Source organism: Larsenimonas suaedae, from assembly GCF_023712105.1.
In the GTDB taxonomy this organism is placed as follows: Bacteria; Pseudomonadota; Gammaproteobacteria; order Pseudomonadales; family Halomonadaceae; genus Larsenimonas; species Larsenimonas suaedae.
In genome coordinates this window covers 265,814-286,040 of sequence record NZ_JAMLJI010000001.1, presented here as the reverse complement: position 1 = coordinate 286,040, position 20,227 = coordinate 265,814, and the positions used below count along the sequence as shown (strand labels likewise).

At 60.4% G+C, this 20,227-nt stretch carries 17 protein-coding genes and 1 pseudogene; 4 read left to right on the top strand and 14 right to left on the bottom strand.

Annotation, left to right across the window (positions count from 1 at the left end; translation table 11 throughout):
- Nucleotides 1-28 precede the first annotated feature (28 nt).
- From rlmD to lepA, 8 genes are all read right to left on the bottom strand, one after another.
- On the bottom strand, nucleotides 29-1,393 hold the full coding sequence (gene rlmD / locus NAT49_RS01335) for a 23S rRNA (uracil(1939)-C(5))-methyltransferase RlmD (RefSeq protein WP_251589746.1): 1,365 nt from the start codon (nucleotides 1,391-1,393) through the stop codon (nucleotides 29-31).
- 3 nt (nucleotides 1,394-1,396) lie between these two features.
- Nucleotides 1,397-2,296, bottom strand: a complete 900-nt coding sequence (gene cysM / locus NAT49_RS01330) for a cysteine synthase CysM (protein WP_251589744.1) — start codon at nucleotides 2,294-2,296, stop codon at nucleotides 1,397-1,399.
- A gap of 50 nt (nucleotides 2,297-2,346) precedes the next feature.
- Nucleotides 2,347-3,153, bottom strand: a complete 807-nt coding sequence (gene pdxJ, locus NAT49_RS01325; protein ID WP_251589742.1) for a pyridoxine 5'-phosphate synthase — start codon at nucleotides 3,151-3,153, stop codon at nucleotides 2,347-2,349.
- A 32-nt stretch (nucleotides 3,154-3,185) separates the two neighbouring features.
- On the bottom strand, nucleotides 3,186-3,881 hold the full coding sequence (recO, locus tag NAT49_RS01320; RefSeq protein WP_251589740.1) for a DNA repair protein RecO: 696 nt from the start codon (nucleotides 3,879-3,881) through the stop codon (nucleotides 3,186-3,188).
- A 4-nt stretch (nucleotides 3,882-3,885) separates the two neighbouring features.
- On the bottom strand, nucleotides 3,886-4,812 hold the full coding sequence (gene era, locus NAT49_RS01315; protein WP_251589738.1) for a GTPase Era: 927 nt from the start codon (nucleotides 4,810-4,812) through the stop codon (nucleotides 3,886-3,888).
- Entirely contained in the window at nucleotides 4,809-5,504 is a 696-nt protein-coding gene (gene rnc, locus NAT49_RS01310; protein WP_251589736.1) for a ribonuclease III, read from the bottom strand. Before rnc ends, era begins: the two co-directional genes overlap by 4 nt.
- Before the next feature lie 71 nt (nucleotides 5,505-5,575).
- Entirely contained in the window at nucleotides 5,576-6,334 is a 759-nt protein-coding gene (gene lepB / locus NAT49_RS01305; protein ID WP_251589734.1) for a signal peptidase I, read from the bottom strand.
- Between the two features lie 14 nt (nucleotides 6,335-6,348).
- Nucleotides 6,349-8,166 carry a translation elongation factor 4 gene (lepA, locus tag NAT49_RS01300; RefSeq protein ID WP_251589732.1) on the bottom strand — a complete coding sequence of 606 codons (1,818 nt, stop codon included), beginning with the start codon at nucleotides 8,164-8,166 and terminating at the stop codon, nucleotides 6,349-6,351.
- Nucleotides 8,167-8,494: 328 nt separating this feature from the next.
- Between lepA and NAT49_RS01295 the strand changes: the two genes are divergently transcribed.
- Nucleotides 8,495-8,683, top strand: coding sequence for a hypothetical protein (locus NAT49_RS01295; protein WP_251589730.1), 189 nt, complete (start codon nucleotides 8,495-8,497; stop codon nucleotides 8,681-8,683).
- A 56-nt stretch (nucleotides 8,684-8,739) separates the two neighbouring features.
- Here NAT49_RS01295 and NAT49_RS01290 read toward each other — a convergent pair whose 3' ends face one another.
- The 3 genes from NAT49_RS01290 to rpoE all read right to left on the bottom strand — a co-directional run bounded on the left by NAT49_RS01290 (nucleotide 8,740) and on the right by rpoE (nucleotide 11,713).
- Complete coding sequence (locus NAT49_RS01290; protein WP_251589728.1) at nucleotides 8,740-10,161, bottom strand: DegQ family serine endoprotease; 1,422 nt, start codon at nucleotides 10,159-10,161, stop codon at nucleotides 8,740-8,742.
- Nucleotides 10,162-10,350: 189 nt separating this feature from the next.
- The gene (locus NAT49_RS01285) at nucleotides 10,351-11,025 is read right to left on the bottom strand and encodes a sigma-E factor negative regulatory protein (protein ID WP_251589726.1); all 675 of its coding nucleotides are present in this window, start codon (nucleotides 11,023-11,025) and stop codon (nucleotides 10,351-10,353) included.
- 94 nt (nucleotides 11,026-11,119) lie between these two features.
- Nucleotides 11,120-11,713, bottom strand: coding sequence for an RNA polymerase sigma factor RpoE (rpoE, locus tag NAT49_RS01280; protein ID WP_251589725.1), 594 nt, complete (start codon nucleotides 11,711-11,713; stop codon nucleotides 11,120-11,122).
- A 296-nt stretch (nucleotides 11,714-12,009) separates the two neighbouring features.
- Between rpoE and NAT49_RS01275 the strand changes: the two genes are divergently transcribed.
- Nucleotides 12,010-13,086: a 3-deoxy-7-phosphoheptulonate synthase gene (locus NAT49_RS01275; protein ID WP_251589724.1), complete on the top strand. Its 1,077-nt coding sequence runs from the start codon at nucleotides 12,010-12,012 to the stop codon at nucleotides 13,084-13,086.
- 73 nt (nucleotides 13,087-13,159) lie between these two features.
- Here the strand turns inward: NAT49_RS01275 and dinG are convergent, their stop codons facing one another.
- Both dinG and NAT49_RS01265 read right to left on the bottom strand, forming a co-directional pair.
- Nucleotides 13,160-15,286 carry an ATP-dependent DNA helicase DinG gene (dinG, locus tag NAT49_RS01270; protein ID WP_251589723.1) on the bottom strand — a complete coding sequence of 709 codons (2,127 nt, stop codon included), beginning with the start codon at nucleotides 15,284-15,286 and terminating at the stop codon, nucleotides 13,160-13,162.
- A 1,014-nt stretch (nucleotides 15,287-16,300) separates the two neighbouring features.
- A pseudogene (locus NAT49_RS01265) lies at nucleotides 16,301-17,587 on the bottom strand (DEAD/DEAH box helicase); the annotation flags it as partial.
- A 267-nt stretch (nucleotides 17,588-17,854) separates the two neighbouring features.
- Here NAT49_RS01265 and NAT49_RS01260 point away from each other — a divergent pair.
- Entirely contained in the window at nucleotides 17,855-18,139 is a 285-nt protein-coding gene (locus tag NAT49_RS01260; protein WP_251589722.1) for a hypothetical protein, read from the top strand.
- A gap of 2 nt (nucleotides 18,140-18,141) precedes the next feature.
- Nucleotides 18,142-18,978 (top strand): exodeoxyribonuclease III, encoded by an 837-nt coding sequence (gene xthA, locus NAT49_RS01255; RefSeq protein ID WP_251589721.1) that lies wholly within the window; start codon nucleotides 18,142-18,144, stop codon nucleotides 18,976-18,978.
- Nucleotides 18,979-19,008: 30 nt separating this feature from the next.
- Here the strand turns inward: xthA and NAT49_RS01250 are convergent, their stop codons facing one another.
- On the bottom strand, nucleotides 19,009-20,226 hold the full coding sequence (locus NAT49_RS01250) for a tetratricopeptide repeat protein (protein ID WP_251589720.1): 1,218 nt from the start codon (nucleotides 20,224-20,226) through the stop codon (nucleotides 19,009-19,011).
- Between the last annotated feature and the right edge of the window lies 1 nt (nucleotide 20,227).

Sequence of the window (20,227 nt, the reverse complement as noted above, 5' to 3'; positions counted from 1 at the left end):
TGCTTATTATATTAGTTTTATCTGGAACTTACCGCTCCAGCAATACCATCGTTTCAAGATGGGCCGTCTGGGGAAACATATCCGCGACCGTCAGCTCGACCACTCGGTATCCACCCTCGCACAGATGCGCGACGTCGCGCGCAAGTGTCGCCGGATCACAGGCGATATAAAGAATGCGTTCAGGCCCGTGGTCGGCAAGTTGACGGGCAATGGCTTCTGCCCCGGCGCGAGGGGGGTCGAGCACGACAAGATCGGCAGAGGCAAGCGTCGTACCTCGAAGCGCCCGGCTGAGATCCGCCACGTGCCCTTCAATGTGCGAATCAAGACCATTGGCACGGGCATTATCGAGCAGCCGGGTCACCATGCTCTGTTGGCCTTCAAATGCCTGAATCTGCGCCCCCAATCGAGCCAGCGGCAGACTGAAATTACCGATGCCCGCGAACAGATCAACCACCACCGATTGCGCCAGCGGGCCGCACCACTCAACCAGACGGTCTACCATCTGTTGATTGACCGACGCGTTGACCTGAACGAAATCGCCGCTGCCGAACGCAAGGCTCACCGGGTCTAGCCCATCAATCGTCAGCGTATAGCCGTGTTCGGCCTCACCGTTGATGCACTCAACGCTCGGCGTATCACGGCCGACCACCACGCTGAGACTGATGCCTTCTGCACAGGCGAACGCGTTTAAGCGCTCGAGATCCTCGGGCACACGTTTCATCAATCGAACGCTGACCTCGACGCCCTGATCGGAATCGTTGAGCTGAATGTGGCCGACATGGCGCGGGTGTTCGAGCTGCGTGATGCACTCGCGCAGCGGCGAAATCAGTGACTCGAGCGCGGGCACCAGCACCGGGCATTGGGTGATCGCAAACAGACGGTCACTGCCGCGCCGGCGATACCCAAGAAGCACCTCGCCGTCTCGGTTGACCCGAACACCCAGACGCGCCCGGCGGCGATACCCGGCTTCGGCGCCGGCAAGCAGCAAGGGCTCAGGGGCATCGATGCGCTGCTGCTCGAAGTGCGCCCTGAGGGTCTCGAGCTTGTGGCGGCGTTGCGTTTCGATCGATGCATGCTGAAGGTCACAGCCCCCGCAGACGCCAAAATGAACACACATGGGCTCGACCCGCTCGGGCGAGGCCACAAGAATCTCTTTCGGATGCGCTTCATCGAAGCGACGGTGGCTGGTATGCACGGCAAACACGACGCGCTCACCGGGAAGCGTTCGTTCGACAAAAACCGCCTTGCCATCCTGGCTGCGAGTAACGCCACGACCTTCATACGACAGCCGCTCGATCACACCCTCGGTCTCGCCCTGCTCGTGTGCCGTGCGCGACTCGAGCACTCGTCGCGTTGCGGAACGCGACGCTCGTTTCTGGCCCAAACGTGCCACGGCTTACTCCTGCCCCGGTGCGAAAAGACCGGTGGAGAGATAGCGGTCACCCCGGTCACACACAATAAACACGATGACGGCGTTCTCAAGCGTCTCGGCAAGCTGCAGCGCACCGGCCAGCGCACCGCCGGAGGAGACCCCCGCCAGAATACCCTCTTCACGGGCCAGCCGACGCATGTTGTCTTCGGCCGCGTCCTGGGTAATGTCGAGGATACGATCAACCCGAAAGTCCTCGAAAATGCTCGGGCGGTACGCTTCCGGCCAACGTCGAATGCCCGCAATGCTTGCGCCATCGGCCGGCTGAAGGCCCACGATCTCGATGTTCGGATTCTGCTCTTTCAGGTACCTGGAGGTGCCCATGATGGTACCGGTGGTGCCCATCGAGCTGATAAAATGGGTGATCTCGCCGTTGGTCTGGCTCCAGAGCTCGGGCCCGGTGGTCTGATAGTGCGCCAGGGGATTGTCGGTGTTGGCAAACTGATTGAGCGGTTTGCCCTTGCCTTCGGCAATCATCCGTTCGGCCACGTCCCGCGCGCCTTCCATGCCCTCGTCCTTGGTCACCTCGATCAGTTGGGCACCGTAGGCGGCCATCGCCTGCTTGCGCTCGCTGCTGGCGTTCTCCGGCATGATCAGCACCATCCGATAGCCCTTGATCGCCGCGGCCATGGCCAGGGCAATACCGGTGTTGCCGGAGGTCGCCTCGATCAACGTATCACCCGGGGCAATCTCACCGCGGCGCTCGGCGTGCGTCAGCATCGACACTGCCGGACGGTCCTTGACCGAGCCGGCCGGGTTGTTGCCCTCAAGCTTTGCAAGCAGCGTGTTGTTGCGCCCTGCCGTGATTCGTCTCAGTGCCACAAGCGGCGTGTGGCCGATCGTGTCTTCCAGTGTCTTGTACGCCATCACATCCTCATCGTCACCAAACCCGTCTCACGCGGGTGTCGGTCTTAAGCTTAGTCGTGGTCGCAGCCACAGTCGTCGTCATGATCGTGATGGTCATGCTCATCGAGCGCCATCATCAATCCGTTTTCCTGCCCGCTGATCACCAGCCGTTTCATCTCCGCCACAGCCTCCTTCAGGCCGACGAACATGGCCCGAGCCATCACGGCGTGGCCGATATTGAGCTCGTTGATGCCGGTGATCGCGGCGATGGCCTCGACGTTATGGTAGTTGAGCCCGTGGCCTGCATTGACGATCAACCCAAGCTCGCTGGCCATTTCCGCCGCGGCGGTGATCCGTGCGTGTTCGCGACGCGCGTTTTCGCCAACCGCATCGGCGTAGCCGCCAGTGTGCAGCTCGACGGCAGGCGCTCCGGCCTCAAAGGCCTTTTGAATCTGATCGGGCTCGGGGTCGATGAATAAGGACACTTCGACGCCCACCGCGCTCAGCCGGCGACAGGCGGATGCGATCGACTCGAACTGACCGATAACGTCGAGCCCGCCTTCCGTGGTCAGCTCTTCGCGCTTTTCGGGCACGAGGCAGACGTGGCGAGGCGCGAGCGCCTCGGCAAAGGCGATCATGTCCTCGGTAACCGCCATCTCGAGGTTCATACGGGTGGCGATCACCTCCGCGATCAGGCGAACGTCGCGCTCCTGAATGTGGCGGCGATCTTCGCGAAGGTGCAACGTGATGCCATCGGCCCCGGCTTCCTCGGCCAGAAGCGCGGCCTGCACCGGATCCGGATAACGTGTGCCACGCGCCTGACGAAGCGTTGCAACATGATCGATATTGATCCCAAGCTGGATGCGAGGTGGGTGCATGCGAAGGTCCTTCCAGTGGTGGAAACGGGAATTTAGTCAGTGGTGCGATTGAGCCGGTGAATCAGCTCTCTTGAACGAAGCGGCTTTGCGCCCAGAAGCGGCGCGAGGGCAGTACGAGCGAGATACTTGGTGGTGCGCGCATGACCGGGCGCGCCCCAGTCATCGCGTGCCAGCGCGTTCAGGGAACGCCCATCGATGCCCTCGCCGGGTGCTACCGGATAGAAGCGGCGCGTTGAACTGTCGTAAAGATAGTGCATCTTGGGCTCGAGCGGCGCCTCGTGCTGGGTCGTGAAAACGGGCTCGGCGTCGAGTGCTTCGAGCAAGGCATGCTCGAAGCGCCTGAGCGCGCCTTGACGCTTTGCAGGGCTTGGCAAATCGTTAAGCAGCACACTGTACCCAGCAAACACCGTCGGCACGGCACCTTCAAGCGGCAAGCATCGGGTCAGAAGCTCATTGGCGTAGATGCCGCAGACCAGCGATTCACCGGCAAGCATCGGCCCTGGCACGCCGGATTCGTACTGCTTGAGGGTCTTGAGCTCGCGCTCGCCGCTCCAGGTAATGTGAAGCGGCGTAAAGGGCTGAAGCCTCGAACGCGCCTTGCTGCTTGGGCGCATGATGCCCCGCGCCACGGCCCGGATGCGGCCGTGCTCCATCGTAACGAGATCCACTAGCGCACTGGTTTCCCGGTACGGGCGTCGATGGAGCAAATAGGCCGGCTGAAGCTGCATCGCGTCAGTCCAGGTGGTAGCCCAGGCTTTTCAGTGCCCGTTCATCGTCGGACCAGCCGCGCTTGACCTTGACCCAGAGCTTGAGCATGACCTTGGAATCGAACATTTTTTCCATATCAAGGCGCGCCTCGCGACCGATCTGCTTGATGCGCTCGCCCTTCTCACCGATCAGAATCTTTTTCTGACCGTCACGCTCCACCAGCATCAGGGCGCTGATGTGAATGATGTTGGGCTCGCTTCGAAACTCTTCGATCTCGACGGTCATCTGATACGGCAGCTCATCGCCAAGCTGGCGCATGACCTTTTCACGCACAAGCTCGGCGGCGATAAAGCGCGAGCTCTTGTCGGTAATCTGATCTTCGGGGAAAAAGTGCTCGCTTTCAGGCAGATAGCTTGCCACTTCCTGCTCGAGTTGGTCGACCTGAGTACCGTGCTTGGCCGATATCGGAAGGATCGCCGCGAACTCGCGCTTCGCCTTCAACGTCTCGATCCAGGGCAGCAGCGCACTCTTGTCATTGAGCCAGTCGACCTTGTTGATCACGACAATCACCGGCGCCTTGACGTTCTCAAGCCGTGAGAGCACCACATCGTCTTCATCGGTCCATTTGGTTCGATCGACGATGAAGACCACGCAGTCCACGTCTCGAAGTGCCTGAGTGGCGGCCTGGTTCATGAACTGGTTAATGGCGCGATTGCGGTCCTTGTGCATCACGTGCATGCCGGGCGTGTCGATGTAGACGGCCTGGCGTGCGCCTTCGGTCTTGACGCCGAGCACCTGATGGCGCGTCGTTTGTGGCCGACGAGAAGTGATCGAAATCTTTTGTCCGAGAATCCGGTTCATCAGCGTGGATTTGCCGACGTTGGGTCGGCCGACAATCGCGACAAAACCGCAGCGCACGGCCTCACCGGTGTCGATGGGTTCGTCGTTCATACCCGGGTCCCTTTAGTCATGGCTTCCAGTTGTTTGAGAGCAGACTCGGCGGCCTGCTGTTCGGCGTAGCGTCGGCTTGCGCCTTCCCCTTGCGTGGGGGTCGAAAAAAGATCGATGTGGCAGGCGACCGTGAACGTCTGTGCGTGCGCCTCGCCTTCCACCGACAGGACTTCATAGCGCGGCAGCGCGTACTGTCGGGACTGCAGGTATTCCTGGAGTCGAGTCTTGGGGTCTTTCTGGGTGTCTTTAAGGTCGAGCTTTTGAAGACGGCTTTCATACCAGTCCAGCACGCGCTCATTGACATGAGTCATGCCGCCATCCAGATAGATCGCCCCGATCACGGCCTCCATTGCATCTGCAAGAATCGACTCGCGTCGATGGCCGCCGCTTTTCATTTCGCCGGTGCCAAGGCGCAGAAACTCACCGAGCTTGAACTCGCGCGCAAGCTCCGCCAGGGTCTGGCCCTTGACCATACGCGCACGCAGTCTGGACAACTGCCCTTCACGCGCCTCCGGAAAGCGGCGATAGAGCGCCTCACCCACAATGAAATTGACAATCGAATCACCGAGAAACTCGAGGCGCTCATTATTGTCACCGCCATAACTTCGATGCGTCATTGCAAGTTCCAGCCATGTCACGTCATTGAACTCGTAACCGATGCGCTGGCTTAACGCCTGTAAAGAACTGCTCACGATCGTCCTGTTTTTATCCATTTGATACGAATACGTACCCGGCGGACGAAAGCCGCCGGATCACCGTGTGCTCAGTGTAGAAGACGAGCTTTTGTAAAGTCAGGCAGACCGTCGGGCCAGTGCATCCACACGGCGAAGGCCTTGCCTACGATATTTTCTTCCGGCACGAAGCCCCAGTAACGGCTGTCGTTGGAGTGGTCCCGGTTGTCACCCATCATGAAGTAGTGCCCCGGCGGCACTTCGATGGTGCCAACCTGCGGGCCGGGGTCGGCCGGGTTGTTGTAGATGCGGTGCGAGACATCGCCAAGCTGCTCCTCAAGGAGTTTCTCACCCGCGTTATCCGGCGCATCGGCCTCAAGCAGCGACTTGGGAACCGGCTCGCCGTTAACAAAGAGCTGCTTGTTTTCATAGCGGATGGTATCGCCCGGGAGGCCAATCACACGCTTGATGAAATCGACGTTCGGATCACCCGGGAATCGAAAGACCATGATGTCACCGCGCTCGGGCTCGGACACATCCAGAATCTTGGTGTTCACAACGGGCAGTCTCAATCCGTAGGCAAACTTGTTGACCACGATGTAATCGCCGATCTTGAGCGTCGGGCGCATCGAGCCGGACGGAATCTGAAACGGCTCGACGATAAAAGAGCGCACGATCAAGACGATCAACAGGACCGGAAAGAACGACTTCGAATAGTCGACGTACCAAGGGTCTTTCCCCGCTTGGCCACCCTCCACTGGCGTTCGGCGCTTTCGGAGCACCAGTTTGTCAAGCAACCAGACCACACCCGTGACAACAACCGCAATTACCAGCAGCAGGGAAAAACTCATGCTTTCATCCTTGGTCAATCATTGACTTTGAGTACGGCCAGGAAGGCGTCCTGAGGGATTTCGACCTTACCGACCTGCTTCATCCGTTTTTTCCCCTGCTTCTGCTTTTCAAGCAGCTTTTTCTTTCGAGTCACGTCACCGCCATAGCACTTGGCGGTCACGTTCTTGCGAAGCGCCTTCACGGTTGAGCGCGCGACCACGTGCCCGCCGATTGCCGCCTGTACGGCCACGTCAAACATCTGACGCGGAATAAGCTCTTTCATCTTGTCGACCAGTATCCGACCGCGCGAATGCGCGTGATCGCGATGAATGATCAGCGCCAGGGCATCGACCCGGTCGCCGTTGATCATGATGTCGAGCCGCACAAGCTTCGCCGGATCGAACCGCTCGAAGCTGTAATCGAGCGAGGCGTAGCCCTTGGAAATCGACTTGAGCCGGTCGAAGAAATCCATCACGACCTCGGCCATCGGCAGCTCATAGACCAGCTGCATCTGATTACCGAGCACCTGCATGTCAAGCTGTACACCGCGACGATTGACACACTCGGAGATCACGTTACCCACGAACTCCTGCGGCACCAGGATGTTGGCACGCACGATCGGCTCGCGCATTTCCTGCACGTTGGCCAGATCCGGAAGTTTAGAGGGGTTCGCGATGTAAACCACTTCCCCGTTATCCATCAGAAGCTCATAGATAACCGTCGGCGCCGTGGTCAGCAGATCGAGGTTGTACTCACGCTCGAGCCGCTCCTGGATGATTTCCATGTGCAGCGTGCCGAGAAAGCCGACGCGAAAGCCAAACCCGAGGGCGTCCGAGTTTTCCGGCACATAGTCGAGCGAGGCGTCGTTGAGCGCCAGCTTTTCAAGCGCGTCACGAAAATCCTCATAATCATCGGAGCTCACCGGGAACATGCCGGCATACACCTGCGGCTTCACTTTCTGAAAGCCCGGCAGCCGCTCGACGTGCTTGGTCTTGGTGTGGGTGATGGTATCGCCCACCGGCGCCCCGTGGATGTCCTTGATGCCTGCAATCACGAAGCCGACTTCACCGGCGCGCAGCATACCGGTGCTGTGCTGCTTGGGCGTGAAGATGCCGATGTCGGTCACCTCCCAGTCCCGGCCGGTCGACTTCATTTGAATCTTGTCGCCCTTTTTGAGCGTGCCGTCAAACAGACGCACCAGTGACACGACGCCCTGATAGTTATCGAACCAGGAATCGATGATCAGCGCCTGAAGGTCGCCATCCCGGTCGCCCTTGGGCGGCGGAATATCACGCACCAGGCGTTCGAGCAGCAGATCGATATTCAGCCCGCTCTTGGCAGAAACGCGAACGGCGTCCTGCGCCTCGAGCCCGATGATTTCCTCGATCTCGTGCGCGACCCGCTCGGGGTCTGCCTGAGGCAGGTCCATCTTGTTGAGCACCGGCAGGACTTCCAGATTCTGCTCGATGGCGGTGTAACAGTTGGCGACCGACTGCGCCTCGACCCCCTGACCTGCATCGACCACCAGCAGCGCCCCTTCACAGGCATACAGCGAGCGAGAGACTTCGTAGGAAAAGTCGACGTGGCCCGGTGTATCGATGAAGTTGAGCTGATAGATCTCACCATCCTGGGCGTGATAGTCGAGCGTGACCGACTGCGCCTTGATGGTGATGCCGCGTTCACGCTCGAGGTCCATCGAGTCAAGCACCTGCTCTTTCAGTTCCCGGTCGGTCAGCCCGCCGCAGACCTGAATGATCCGGTCGGCAAGCGTGGATTTGCCGTGGTCGATGTGAGCGATGATCGAGAAATTACGAATCTTGCTGAGATCGCGACGAGATGCGTCTTGCGCCATGAAACACTGTCCGCCTTTTTAGCCCTCACGCGCGTCGTGCTGCCGTGCAGGCTGATGATAAAAATTGTCGGGCATTGTACCGATATCGCCCGGCGAGTTACAGCGCAGGGATAAACTAAGGTCGACACCTGTCAAAGGCACGGCTCGAGCTCGAAACCGACCCAACGCGCGCTACGGCACAGTCCCACGGGCCCGGGCGAGCCATCTGGCACAAAAGCGTATTGGGGAATTGAGTACCATGGACTCACTTGCTCGGCACCTTGCCGCCTTGCGTGACGCACCCCTGATCACGCCTATCAATTTGCACACGCCAAGAGATCGATTCGTTATGGAAAAGCCGTCCTCTGCCAATAACACCCAAAACGCCAGCACCGAACCCTGCGACGCCAATTTCCTGGCATGGTGGAAATGGATGCAATCCGGTGACACCGCCTACCGCGCTCGGTTTGACGCCATGGTCGATTGGCACATCTCTTTCAAGCGTCAGCAGCGTGCCGGTCATCTCGACGCGGAATGATCGTTGCACAGTGACATAAAAAAGCCCGCTTGACGCGGGCTTTTTCGTTTCAGGCCTTACGACTTGGGCAGGCGAATCGCGACATAAAGCGACTGACCTTCCCGACTGAGGCGAAGCGGCACGGCCTTGTCTTCCGGCAGACGCTTGATCGCCTTTCTAAGCGCGGCGACCGAGTCGATAGGCTCGCCATTGAGTGAGACGATAACATCGCCTGGCTGAACGCCGGCCCTGGCCGCAGTACCACGCGGATCGAGGTCTTCGACCACCACGCCCTGATCGACGCCAAGCTGCTCCTTGAGTTGCGCATCCAGGGGCGACACCTGCATGCCAAGTGAGCGCTTGCCTTCCCGGTCGGACTGCCCTTGAGCATCGCCGCCCTGGTCCGGCCAGTCTGCCACGGACGCCTTGAGGGTGCGCTGCTTGCCATCACGCAGAACCTTGAGAGTCAGCCCATCCCCCGGTGATAGATGCCCGACGATCCGTGGGAGCTTGTCGGAGGAATCGATCGCCTCGCCATTGGCCGACAAAATGATGTCCCCGGCCTTGAGTCCGGCCTTCTGCGCCGGGCCATCCGGCGCGACATCCGCGATCAGGGCGCCGCGCGCCTCATCGAGCCCGAAGGAATCGGCCAGATCCTTCGACACCGGCTGAATGACGACACCGAGCCAGCCTCGATGCACTTCGCCGTCCGTCTTGAGCTGGTCGGCGATGTCCATGGCTACATTGATCGGAATCGCGAACGAGAGCCCCATGAAGCCGCCACTCTGGGTGTAGATCTGGGAGTTGATGCCGACCACCTTGCCGTCAAGGTCAAACAGCGGCCCACCGGAGTTGCCCGGATTGATCGCCACATCGGTCTGAATGAACGGCACGTAGGTATCGTCGGGCAGGGTCCGGTCGATCGCGCTGACGATGCCGGAGGTCACCGAGTGGTCGAAGCCGAACGGTGAACCGATGGCGACCACCCATTGCCCCACTTCCAACGCATCGGAATCGCCAAGCTCAAGTGTGGGAAGATCATTGGCATCGACCTTGATCAAGGCCACGTCGGTTTTCTTGTCCTCACCGACCAGCGTGCCATCGAGCTCACGACGATCGTTCAATCGAACCTTGATCGAATCGGCGCCATCGACCACGTGAGCGTTGGTCAGGATGTAGCCATCCTTGCTGATGATAAAGCCCGAACCGAGCGAGCTCAGCTCGCGGTTACCACGAGGCTGCGGCCCCATGAACCCCGGCGGAAGCTGGTTGCCGAAAAAGTGACGAAAAATCTCGGGGATTTGCTGATTGTACGCAGCACTCGAACGGCTCATTTCACGCGTGGTCGAGATATTGACGACCGCCGGGGCTGCGCTTTTGACAAGCCCGGTGAAATTGGGCAACTGCGACTGAGGCGGTGCGGCAAGGGCCATTTGCGCCCCGAGGACCATTACGGCCGCCATCAGCCAGGTGTAAAAGCGTCGATAAACAGCATCCATGAAGCACTCCTGGAATCATCGTTTAATGGGTCATGGGTCGGGCGACATGTCGCGTGGATGAGACGCCGAAACTTACAAGAAGTTCACTGGCCGTAACAACATAACCGAAACTTAAGCAAAAACATCGCGCACAAAAAAACGCAGTGCCAGGCACTGCGTCGATGCGTTCGATCAAGGAGGGGCGTTCAGTTACTGCGCGGCGCGAAGCGGAGCCAGATCATTCATGCGATTAAGTTGGTCGCTGGGTAGCGTCGAGAGATACTGCGCCCAGGCATCATCGCTGTCATTGGCGCTGCCTTCGGTCATCCAGGGCGTCGAGGCATTGACCCGGATCGGGCCGCTCTTGGCCTCGGCACCACTTTCGAAGATCGGCAGGCTGACCAGTGACACATTGGTTCTAAGCCGACTGGCGCCCTCGCCTCCCTGGACAGAGGCGTCCTGAAGGGCAAAGTCGTTACTGCCCGGAAGAGATGTCCCGGTGCCGACCTCATCCCCACCTCTGAAGACCTGAACGCCGGTGATGACCATCAGGCTAACTGCTGCTGCAATTGCGGCACTGCCCATGAAGGAAAACGGCGCGTGGCGTCGGGCGGTACGCCCGGTTTTTGCTGCCTCGGTCGTGGCTGTTTCGGCCTGATCGACCATGGGCTCCTGCTCGATGCGCTGGCGCACGGCCGCCGAGATGTCCATCGAGACGTCGATATCACGTTCGCGCTTCATGATGCTTCGCGCCACGTGGTATCGACGCCACTGATCGGCCATTTCCTCGTTGCCCTCGAGCGACTTGAGCACGCGCGGCAAGGACAGCTCATCACCCTCGCCGTCCATCACGGCCGATAGAGATTCGCGTTGATCCTGGTTCATTGCACCTCCCTCATACTGAACACGGTGTTTCGCTTCCCCCCATAGACCACAGTCGCGCCAGGAAGTTTTACGTTTCGCTTAAAAAAGATCATCGTTAATGCGCATCGTCCTTGCCGGTCATCAACGGCGCGATGCGCTGATCGACAAAATCACGGGCCCGAAAGATGCGCGAGCGAACCGTGCCCACCGGACACTGCATGATGCTCGCGATGTCCTCGTAGGACAGCCCCTCGAATTCTCTCAGCGTGATCGCGGTCTTTAGATCCTCCGGCAGGGCGTCAATAGCATCGAACACGGCCTTTTCGAGCTGATCCCGGGCAAGGGCGGCCTCGGGGGTTTCCATGTCGGACAGTCGACCGCTTGCATCGACTACTTCAGCGTCCATGATGTCCAGATCACTGCCGGGAGGCCGTCGCCCCTTGGACACCAGATGATTCTTTGCCGTATTGATGGCGATGCGATAGATCCAGGTATAGAACGCACTTTCGCTGCGAAACTTGCCAAGCGCCCGATACGCCTTGATGAACGCTTCCTGGGCGACGTCCTGAACCTCGGCCTGATCGTTCACGTAGCGCCCGATCAGCCCGATGATCTTGTGCTGATATTTTCTGACCAGCAGATCGAACGCCGCGCTGTCCCCTTTTTGAGCTCGAGCGACCAGCTGCTGGTCGGTCACGTTATCCGTCATGGCATCGACCTGTATTCAAACGCGCATTCGGCCACGGCGGTGTTGCGACCGCTTGAGGTATCAAGACCCTGCGTGAAGGCTGTAAAGATAGTCATGTGCAAAAGGCTCAACCGCATGCCATTCGGCCTTATCCATTGAGAAGGGTGCTAGTGTTCCTGTTTATAGAAAGGCTATCAAGGCGTTAAAAAGGATTTTCAGCGCCATGGGGTACGCTTTTCCGTCACCGACCCCATGTTACTATGACGTGCCAATCACTGCGTTGCATACGCTCTCAAATAACTCAGGTGTCGATCACCATGTCAGAACAACAGGTCAACAACCTCAACATCCTCTCACAAGACGTGCTTACCACGCCGTCAGAGCTTACCCGCGCCATTCCCTTGAGCGAGAGTGCCGAACGCACCGTGGTCGAAGGTCGACAGACCATCCAGCGCATTCTCGATGGTGAAGACCCTCGCCTGCTGGTCGTGGTCGGCCCCTGTTCGATTCACGACATCGATGCCGCAATGGACTACGCCAAAAAACTCAAGGCATTGCACGACCGCGTCAGCGACAGCATGTTTCTGGTGATGCGGGTCTACTTCGAAAAGCCGCGAACGACTACCGGCTGGAAAGGCTTGATCAATGACCCCCACATCGATGACTCCTTCGACATCGAAACCGGCCTCAAGATGGCACGCAAGCTTCTGGTCGACCTGACCGAGCTGGGCCTGCCGCTTGCCACCGAAGCGCTCGACCCGATTTCGCCGCAGTACCTGCAGGACTGCATCAGCTGGTCGGCCATCGGCGCGCGCACCACCGAATCCCAGACTCACCGTGAAATGGCGTCCGGCCTATCCGGCCCGGTCGGATTCAAAAATGGCACCGACGGCAGCCTGGACGTGGCCACCAACGCCTTGAAATCGGTCGCGAGCCCGCATAACTTCCTCGGCATCGACAAGGACGGCAAGGTCGCGATCACACGCACCCGCGGCAACCGATACGGCCACATCGTCCTTCGTGGCGGCAACGGCAAGCCCAATTACGACAGCGTAAGCGTTGCCCTTGCCGAGCGTGAACTCGAAAAGGCCGGACTGAAAACCAACATCATGGTCGACTGCTCCCACGCCAACTCCAACAAGGACCCGGGCCTTCAGCCGCTGGTACTCGACAACGTCACCCAGCAGATTCTCGAAGGCAATCGCTCGATCATCGGTGTCATGGTTGAATCCCACATCAACTGGGGCAGCCAGAAGATTCCCGCAACTCTGAGCGATCTCGAGTACGGCGTTTCAATCACCGATGCCTGCATCGACTGGCCCACCACCGAGCAGACATTCATCGAAATGGCCGACAAGCTTGCGCCTGCACTCAAGGCGCGATTGAACGGCTGACACAGGCCCTACGAAGAAGACGTCACGGACGACGTCTTCTTCAATCCCGCCTGCCTCGATCATCTCTGCTCGATCACTCCTGCTCGATCACCCGCTCGAACGGCGGCAGCGCATCAAGCAGTGCCTTGCCGTAGCGCCGCGTCAACACCCGACGGTCCAGCAGCGTAATCGTGCCCGAATCGCCTTCCTTTCGAATCAATCGCCCCGTGGCCTGAATCAATTTGATCGACGCATCCGGCACCGAAATTCGCATGAACGGGTTACCGCCCTGAGACTCGATCCACTCGGCAAGCGTTGCCCCGACCGGATCATCCGGCACCGAAAACGGGAGCCGCGTGATCACCACGTGCGTCAAGTAATTTCCCGGCAGATCAATGCCTTCTGCAAAACTTGCCAGGCCGAAGATCATACTGCCCTTGCCGCCATCGACCGCGGCTCGGTGGCGCTCGATCAACTCCCGCTTCGGCAGCCGCGTTTGTGACAGCACCCGCGCACCGACCGCCTCCGGCAAGGCATCCGAGACACTCTTGAGCTGCGCTCGCGACGAAAAGAGCACCAATAGCGCCTCATCGTCAGGCCGCTTGCTCAAAAACGTGACGATCGCCTTGTCGTGGGCCTCACGATTGGATGGGTCGACGGCCAGTTTCGGCACACACAGCCGCCCCTTCGAATAATCGAGCGCGCTCGGCATGCACTGATAGCGAAAACGGTTGGCAAGCCCCGCCTGCTCCTGAAGCCGGTCAAACCGACCAAGTGCGGTCAGTGTGGCCGAGGTCACGATCGCGCCAAAACATGCGCCCCACAGATGGCGGGCCAGCGTCTCCGCGGCACTGACCGGGCTTGCCGAAAACAAAAGCTCGCCGTCGCCCTGCTCTTGAAAGGCCTGGGTCAACCAGCGCGCCTGAGGCGGTTTGGTCGGATCGTCCTGCGCGGCATAGGCCTGCCACAAGCCGTGACTTTCAAGGGCTCGACCGTGAAGCATCGACAGCATCGGCAGCCAGCGCTCGGCTTCATCACGCTCGATGCCGGTCGCCTTGTCCGGGTCGAGGCTGTCACGCAGGATGTCGGTCATGCTCTCAAGCGCCCGACAAAGCGTTGCAAACGGGACAACCAGCCGTTCGGCCTGCTCTCTGAGCGGCTGCGGCAACAGCCCTTTTTCGAATCGGTGATGACGGTCGCGCCCGCTGTCGTTGTCACCCTCGAACGCCGCGAACTGGCGCGTCACCTGTACCGCGTCACTGACACCGCTTTCAGCCTGCGACAGCGCCTCAGACACGCCCTCGATCAGGCGCGCGAACGCAGCCTGATGCCCGAGTGCGGCCAGAAGTTCGGTCTGGGATTTCTTGAACTGCGCGAGCCAGCGAAGCGTTGCGTTGACGGGGACCCGTGAATGAAAGTGATCCAGCGCCTTGTCAGGCAGATGATGTCCTTCATCGAGTACGTAAATGCACTCCTTGGGGGCTGGAAGGACCATCCCGCCGCCGAGCGACAGATCCGCCAACAGCAGATCGTGATTGGTCACGATCACGTCCGCCTCGTCCTGACGGCGACGCGCCTTGAAGAAGGGGCAGGCGCTGAAGTGGGGGCAACGGCGGTTGGTGCACTGACGATGATCCATGGTCAACTGTTGCCAGTGCACCGCGTCGATGGATTCAGGCCAGCTGTCGCGGTCGCCACTCCACTCCCCGCTGCCAAGCGCCTCGGCAAGCTCTTCGGCAAGCGCCGTCACGCCTGGCTCGCTCGCAAACTGCTCAAAAAGCGCCAGGTTGGCCTGGGGCTCCTTGCCATCGAGAATCTGCTCCAGGCGGGTCAGGCAGATATAGCGCCCGCGCCCCTTGGCAAGCGTGTAGTCGAAGGTGAGGTTGCTGTGCTTTTTCAAACGCGGCAGGTCCTGATGAAGCACCTGCTCCTGAAGCGCGACCGTTGCGGTCGAGATCACCAGACGCTTGCCACGGGCTTTCGCAATCGGCAAGGCCGCCAGCAGGTATGCCAGCGTCTTGCCGGTGCCGGTGCCGGCTTCAAGCACACACACATGCTCGTTGCCGACACGTCGCCCTTCATCGTCCTGCTCGATGTCACCGAGCGTCCGAGCAATCTCCGCCATCATCAGACGCTGACCATAGCGGGGGGTCAGCGACAGCGACTCCACCACCTGACGATAGGCGCTCTGTATTTCGCTCTTGAGCGCCTCATCCAGCATGGCACCGCCTCATGGCTTGCTCTGAGACGAATCCGAGTCAGCGCTCGATGCCGGTTTTTCACGAAGCGGGTCACTGTTCTGCCATTCGGCAGCAGTATCCGGCGCCGGCGTCTCGCCATCACCGCGCGTATCGGTCGAAGCCTCATCTGCGTGTGAAGGCCGCGCCGTTGACGACGTGTCTTCCGTGGATGCCGTGCCCGCCGCGTTTTCAGTGGCGTGCGTATCCTTGGCAACCGCTACCGGCGCATCCGCAGCAACCTTCTCGGTGCCCGGCGCCTCCGACTGAGCATGGCGGGCACCGTCACCGGTCGCGTCAGACGCGTTCGGCTGCGGCGTTGACGCAGGCTCTGACGCCACTGATGACGTGTACTCAGCGGCGTCGTTAGCATCACGTTTGGCGGGCGCACTGACTGCCTTATCGCCTGACGTGCTGTCGGGCTCAACCGCCGTGCTCACCGCTTGGTCGGCATCGCCGGCCGGGCTGGAGGAAGGAGCTGTCTCCGGCGCAGCCAGTGTATCCGCGCTCGCTTTAGGCTCACTGCCAAGCGATACGTCCGTGGCCATTGGCGCCTGGGCACTTTCGGCCGCATCAGTCGCGGGCTCTGGCGTCGCGTCCTGCTCCACGTTTTGTGCGCGCTTGCCTCGACCGCTTTTCGACCGCGGCTTGCGCGTATCGCGCGTGCCCGGTGCATCCCTGTCAGCATCCGCTGTCTTGTCAGCGACCAGTGCCTCATCAGAGGCAGGCTCTGACGCGCTGGCCGGGGCTGACGCCGAATCAGCGTCGTCGGTCGGTTTGGCATTGCCTTCCATGGGCGCGCGCTCCGAAGGCGCGTTTTGATCACGCTCAAAAGCGTTGGGCGCGCCCGCGGGCTCAGCATCGGCCTGAGCGCTTGCCGCGTCAGGGCTGGATACCGCCTTATCCTCGGAGCTATGTTCGCTCGAGGCGTCAACGGCCTCATTCTTACGAACTCGCGCGTCGTGCTGCGCAGCCGTTACCGCCGGCGTGCACAGGTGCTCCGGTGGCTGAACACAGGGAAGCGTATCCTTGATGTAGGCCTCGATGTCGGGAAGCGCGAACCCGTCCTCTTCACCGACAAAGCTTACGGACACGCCCGAGGCGCCCGCGCGGCCGGTCCGGCCGATGCGGTGGACGTAGTCTTCCGGGTCTTCAGGGAGCGTATAGTTGATGACGTGGCTGACATCGTCGATGTGAATGCCACGGCCGGCAACGTCGGTTGCGACCAGAATGTCGATCTCACCGTTTCGAAGCTGCTCGAGCGTCTTAATGCGCTTGGGCTGCGGCACTTCACCGGAAAGCATCGCGACCTTGACGCCGGCCTTGCCGAGCTGGTCATTGAGCGTTCGCACCAGATCGCGGCGGTTCGCGAATACGATGGCTTTGGTCACCTGTTCTTCACGAATCAGGTTGGTCAACACGTTGAGTTTTTCCGTGTCGCTGACCAGATAGACCCGCTGCTCGATATTGTTGGCCGTCTGAGGGTCGGTTTCGATTTCGACGAACTCGGCCTCATGGGTCCACTGCGCCGCCAGGTTCATTATGTCCTGCGTGAACGTGGCCGAGTAAAGGAAGGTCTGACGCTCTTCCTTTTTCGGCGTCAGGCGGATAATGCGCTTGACGTCTGGAATGAAACCCATCGACAGCATGCGGTCGGCTTCGTCGAGCACCAGCACTTCGACCTGGGACAGATCGAGGTCACGCTTTTGATGGAAATCAAGCAGTCGCCCAGGCGTTGCGACCAGCACGTCGAGCTGTCGAGACAGCGCGTTCTTCTGCTTCTGATAGTCCATGCCACCAACAGCACTTGCGACTTTCAAGCGCGTGAAGCGCATCAGCGCCTTGGCGTCCTTCTCGATCTGAAGCGCGAGTTCGCGCGTCGGCGCAACGATCAAGGCACGCGGTGCGCCCTCTTTCTGACCGTCCGGCAGCTCTTCTTCGAGGAAGTAGGCCAGAATCGAAATCAGAAAGGCCGCCGTCTTGCCGGTGCCGGTCTGCGCCTTGCCAACGATGTCGCCACCGAGCAGCGTCTTTTGAAGCGACTCGAACTGAATTGGTGTGCAGTACTCGAATCCCTGCGCGTGAATGGCGCGCATCAATGGCAACGGCAGGTTGAAGTCATGAAAACGCCACTTGCCGGGCACCACAGGCACCTGGAACTGGGACAGGTCCCAGCGTTGCTGACGGGCACCGTTGCCACGGCGGGATTTATTGTTGCGACGCCGACGCTTGGGCTGACGGTTCGCGTTATTGGTCGGTTGAGAGGTCTTATCCGACTCGCTCATAGATCATCATCACTTCGTTAGATAAGAAAAATCCGGCGCTGAACACATCCACCCCGGGGCGGTCATTGTGCCTCAAGGAAGCGGCGAACTGAAATGCTCCCTGCCAACACCGATGACGACTCAAAGACACGCATTGTATCAGGAGTTGTCGGTAGCGTCCGGTGCAATGACACACCGCTTGGCACACATGGGTCCTTCAGGGCGACGAAGCGGTGCCAGACTTGGTAAGATGGGCGGCAATTACTCACCAACATGTCGACCCACTCCATGACACGACACAAGAAGACCCGCTCCCTGGCCGACAAGGTCACCATTCGTACCGGCAAGCGCAAGGATTATCGCAAATGGCGTCGCGACAATCCCGACGAGGTCACCTCCTCGCGCCGTTACACCCAAAAGAAGAAGCGCCAGCGCAAGGCCCAGTCCGACAGTAAGCTTGAGCGTCAGGCCCGCGAGGGGTTCACCCTGCCGCTGCACTCGGCGTCGTCCCCGGACGAAACAAGCACGCCTGACGCGTCTGCCGGTGACGAGACCACCAAGAGCGACGACTGACCATGAAGCTGATTTCCTTCAACATCAACGGTGTGCGGGCGCGCCCGCATCAGCTGGCACAGCTCGTTGAAACTCATGCCCCGGATGTGATCGGCCTGCAGGAAACCAAGGTTCAAGACAGCGAGTTTCCGCTCAGTGATCTCGAGGCGCTGGGCTATCACGTGCACTTCTTCGGTCAGAAGGGCCACTACGGCGTCGCGCTCATGACCAGGGCGGCGCCGCTGTCGGTGCACTACGGTTTTCCGGACACACTTGAAACCGACGTTGCCCCGCACGCCGGCGACGCGCAGCGGCGCATGATCGGGGTCACGCTCGACAGCCCCAAGGGGCCGGTCACCGTGTGGAACGGCTACTTTCCACAAGGCGAAAACATCGAGCATCCCGTCAAGTTTCCCCACAAGCAGCGGTACTATTCCCAGCTGTTTGCCCTGCTGGAGCAGCATCATGACGCCGGCGACAACGTGGTCGTCATGGGCGACTACAACGTGTCACCGCAGGACATCGATATCGGCATTGGCGAGGCCAACCGCAAGCGGTGGCTCAAGGAAGGAAAGACCAGCTTTCAGCCGGAAGAACGCTCTTGGATGAAGCGCCTCGAGGCGCTCGGCATGAGCGACAGCTACCGGCTGTGCCACCCGACATCGACAGACTACTTCAGCTGGTTCGACTACCGCTCGAAGGGCTTTGACCGGGACCCGAAACGCGGGCTTCGGATCGATCTGATCATGGTCAGTGAACCGCTCAAGAACGCCATCACCGGCGCCGGCATCGATTACGACTGTCGCGCGATGGAAAAGCCCTCCGACCACGCCCCGGTCTGGACCGAACTGTCGCTTTAGGCGGCCATCACCCCGTTTTGAAACGGCCTCTCACGAGGCCGTCAGCGCTTTATACCAGGCTTGGGCCTGCGTCCTGGTTTGCCCTTGCGCCGTGGCGATCGCCTGCTCGAGCGCCTGAGTGGCCTCGGCGTCCTTTTCGAGCGAAAACGCGGCAACACCCTGCAACAGCCAACTTCGCCCGGTGTCTTCAAGCCCTGCCTTGCGTGCGTTGGTCATCGCGGTAATGACCTGCGACCAGCCCCCCCAGCTGTAGGCGAGTTCGCCCAGGTCGCGCCAGTCCTCGGGGGCCCCGGTGCGCTCGGCAAGCGCAGTCCAGCTCGCAAGGGCCTTGCCCCGTGCTCGAGCCGCCGTCCAAGCCTCAGCCAGTGTGCGACGCCGTGCGGTTGTCTCCTCGAGCGTGCCGGAAGACAGCCCTTTTTCAAGCCATTCGGCTGCCCGCGCGGGCGTGCCGGCAGCAAGGTGGAGTGCAACAAGCCGATCGAGCGCCTTCGCGCCTGACAGCACCCCACGCTGCCAGCCCGCCTCCCATATGGCTGCGGCCTTGCCGGCCTCTCCGAGTCGTTGATAGAGCGCGACAGCCCGGAGTCGAAGGGCTTGATCGCCGGGGTGGGCATCGAGTCGCTTAAGAAGCGGCGACAGCAGCGAGGCGTAATCTCCGCTGTGCTGGTGAATGGCATCGGCAAGTGATTGACGCTGTGGCGTCAGGTCGATGCCGGCCCGACGCGAGCGCTTGAGATAGCGCGCCGCACCGGGCCAGTCCCGGGCCTCGGCCGCAAGCTCGGTCAGCGTCCAGTAATCGTTGGCATCCGGACGCGCCTGAGCCGCCCACCGCTCGAACAGCGCCCGGCCCCGGCGGGTCTGGCCGGCCTCAAGCCGATAGCGCGCCTCCTCTCGAAGCCACTCGCGACGAAGCGACAGCGGCACCACGTCATCTGAATGAGCACGGGCAAAATACCGTGCGGCCTCACCCGGCTGGCCCTGATGAGCGTAGGCCCTGGCCATCAAGTGTTCATAAAGCGCCCTGGCCCAGCGATCGCTTTGGCTTTGGCTTCGGCCTTTGCCAAGCGCCTCGATTGACGCGCCGGCCTTTTGAACCACTGCCGCCGGATTCGAGGAAAGCGTGCTCGAAAGCGCGTCGATCCGGTCCACCGTGGACTGCGACAGCGCAGGCCCAGCGGCCTGCACGCCCATGCTTAAACTAAGACCCAGCGCGGCAAGCGCGATACGAAAAGAGCGTCGTTGGTTCATG

Coding starts and splice junctions, on each gene's coding strand:
- cysM (WP_251589744.1), bottom strand. CDS start 2,296: ATGGCGTACAAGACACTGGAAGACACGATCGGCCACACGCCGCTTGTG.
- pdxJ (WP_251589742.1), bottom strand. CDS start 3,153: ATGCACCCACCTCGCATCCAGCTTGGGATCAATATCGATCATGTTGCA.
- recO (WP_251589740.1), bottom strand. CDS start 3,881: ATGCAGCTTCAGCCGGCCTATTTGCTCCATCGACGCCCGTACCGGGAA.
- era (WP_251589738.1), bottom strand. CDS start 4,812: ATGAACGACGAACCCATCGACACCGGTGAGGCCGTGCGCTGCGGTTTT.
- lepB (WP_251589734.1), bottom strand. CDS start 6,334: ATGAGTTTTTCCCTGCTGCTGGTAATTGCGGTTGTTGTCACGGGTGTG.
- lepA (WP_251589732.1), bottom strand. CDS start 8,166: ATGGCGCAAGACGCATCTCGTCGCGATCTCAGCAAGATTCGTAATTTC.
- NAT49_RS01295 (WP_251589730.1), top strand. CDS start 8,495: ATGGAAAAGCCGTCCTCTGCCAATAACACCCAAAACGCCAGCACCGAA.
- NAT49_RS01290 (WP_251589728.1), bottom strand. CDS start 10,161: ATGGATGCTGTTTATCGACGCTTTTACACCTGGCTGATGGCGGCCGTA.
- NAT49_RS01285 (WP_251589726.1), bottom strand. CDS start 11,025: ATGAACCAGGATCAACGCGAATCTCTATCGGCCGTGATGGACGGCGAG.
- rpoE (WP_251589725.1), bottom strand. CDS start 11,713: ATGACGGATAACGTGACCGACCAGCAGCTGGTCGCTCGAGCTCAAAAA.
- NAT49_RS01275 (WP_251589724.1), top strand. CDS start 12,010: ATGTCAGAACAACAGGTCAACAACCTCAACATCCTCTCACAAGACGTG.
- dinG (WP_251589723.1), bottom strand. CDS start 15,286: ATGCTGGATGAGGCGCTCAAGAGCGAAATACAGAGCGCCTATCGTCAG.
- NAT49_RS01260 (WP_251589722.1), top strand. CDS start 17,855: ATGACACGACACAAGAAGACCCGCTCCCTGGCCGACAAGGTCACCATT.
- xthA (WP_251589721.1), top strand. CDS start 18,142: ATGAAGCTGATTTCCTTCAACATCAACGGTGTGCGGGCGCGCCCGCAT.
- NAT49_RS01250 (WP_251589720.1), bottom strand. CDS start 20,226: ATGAACCAACGACGCTCTTTTCGTATCGCGCTTGCCGCGCTGGGTCTT.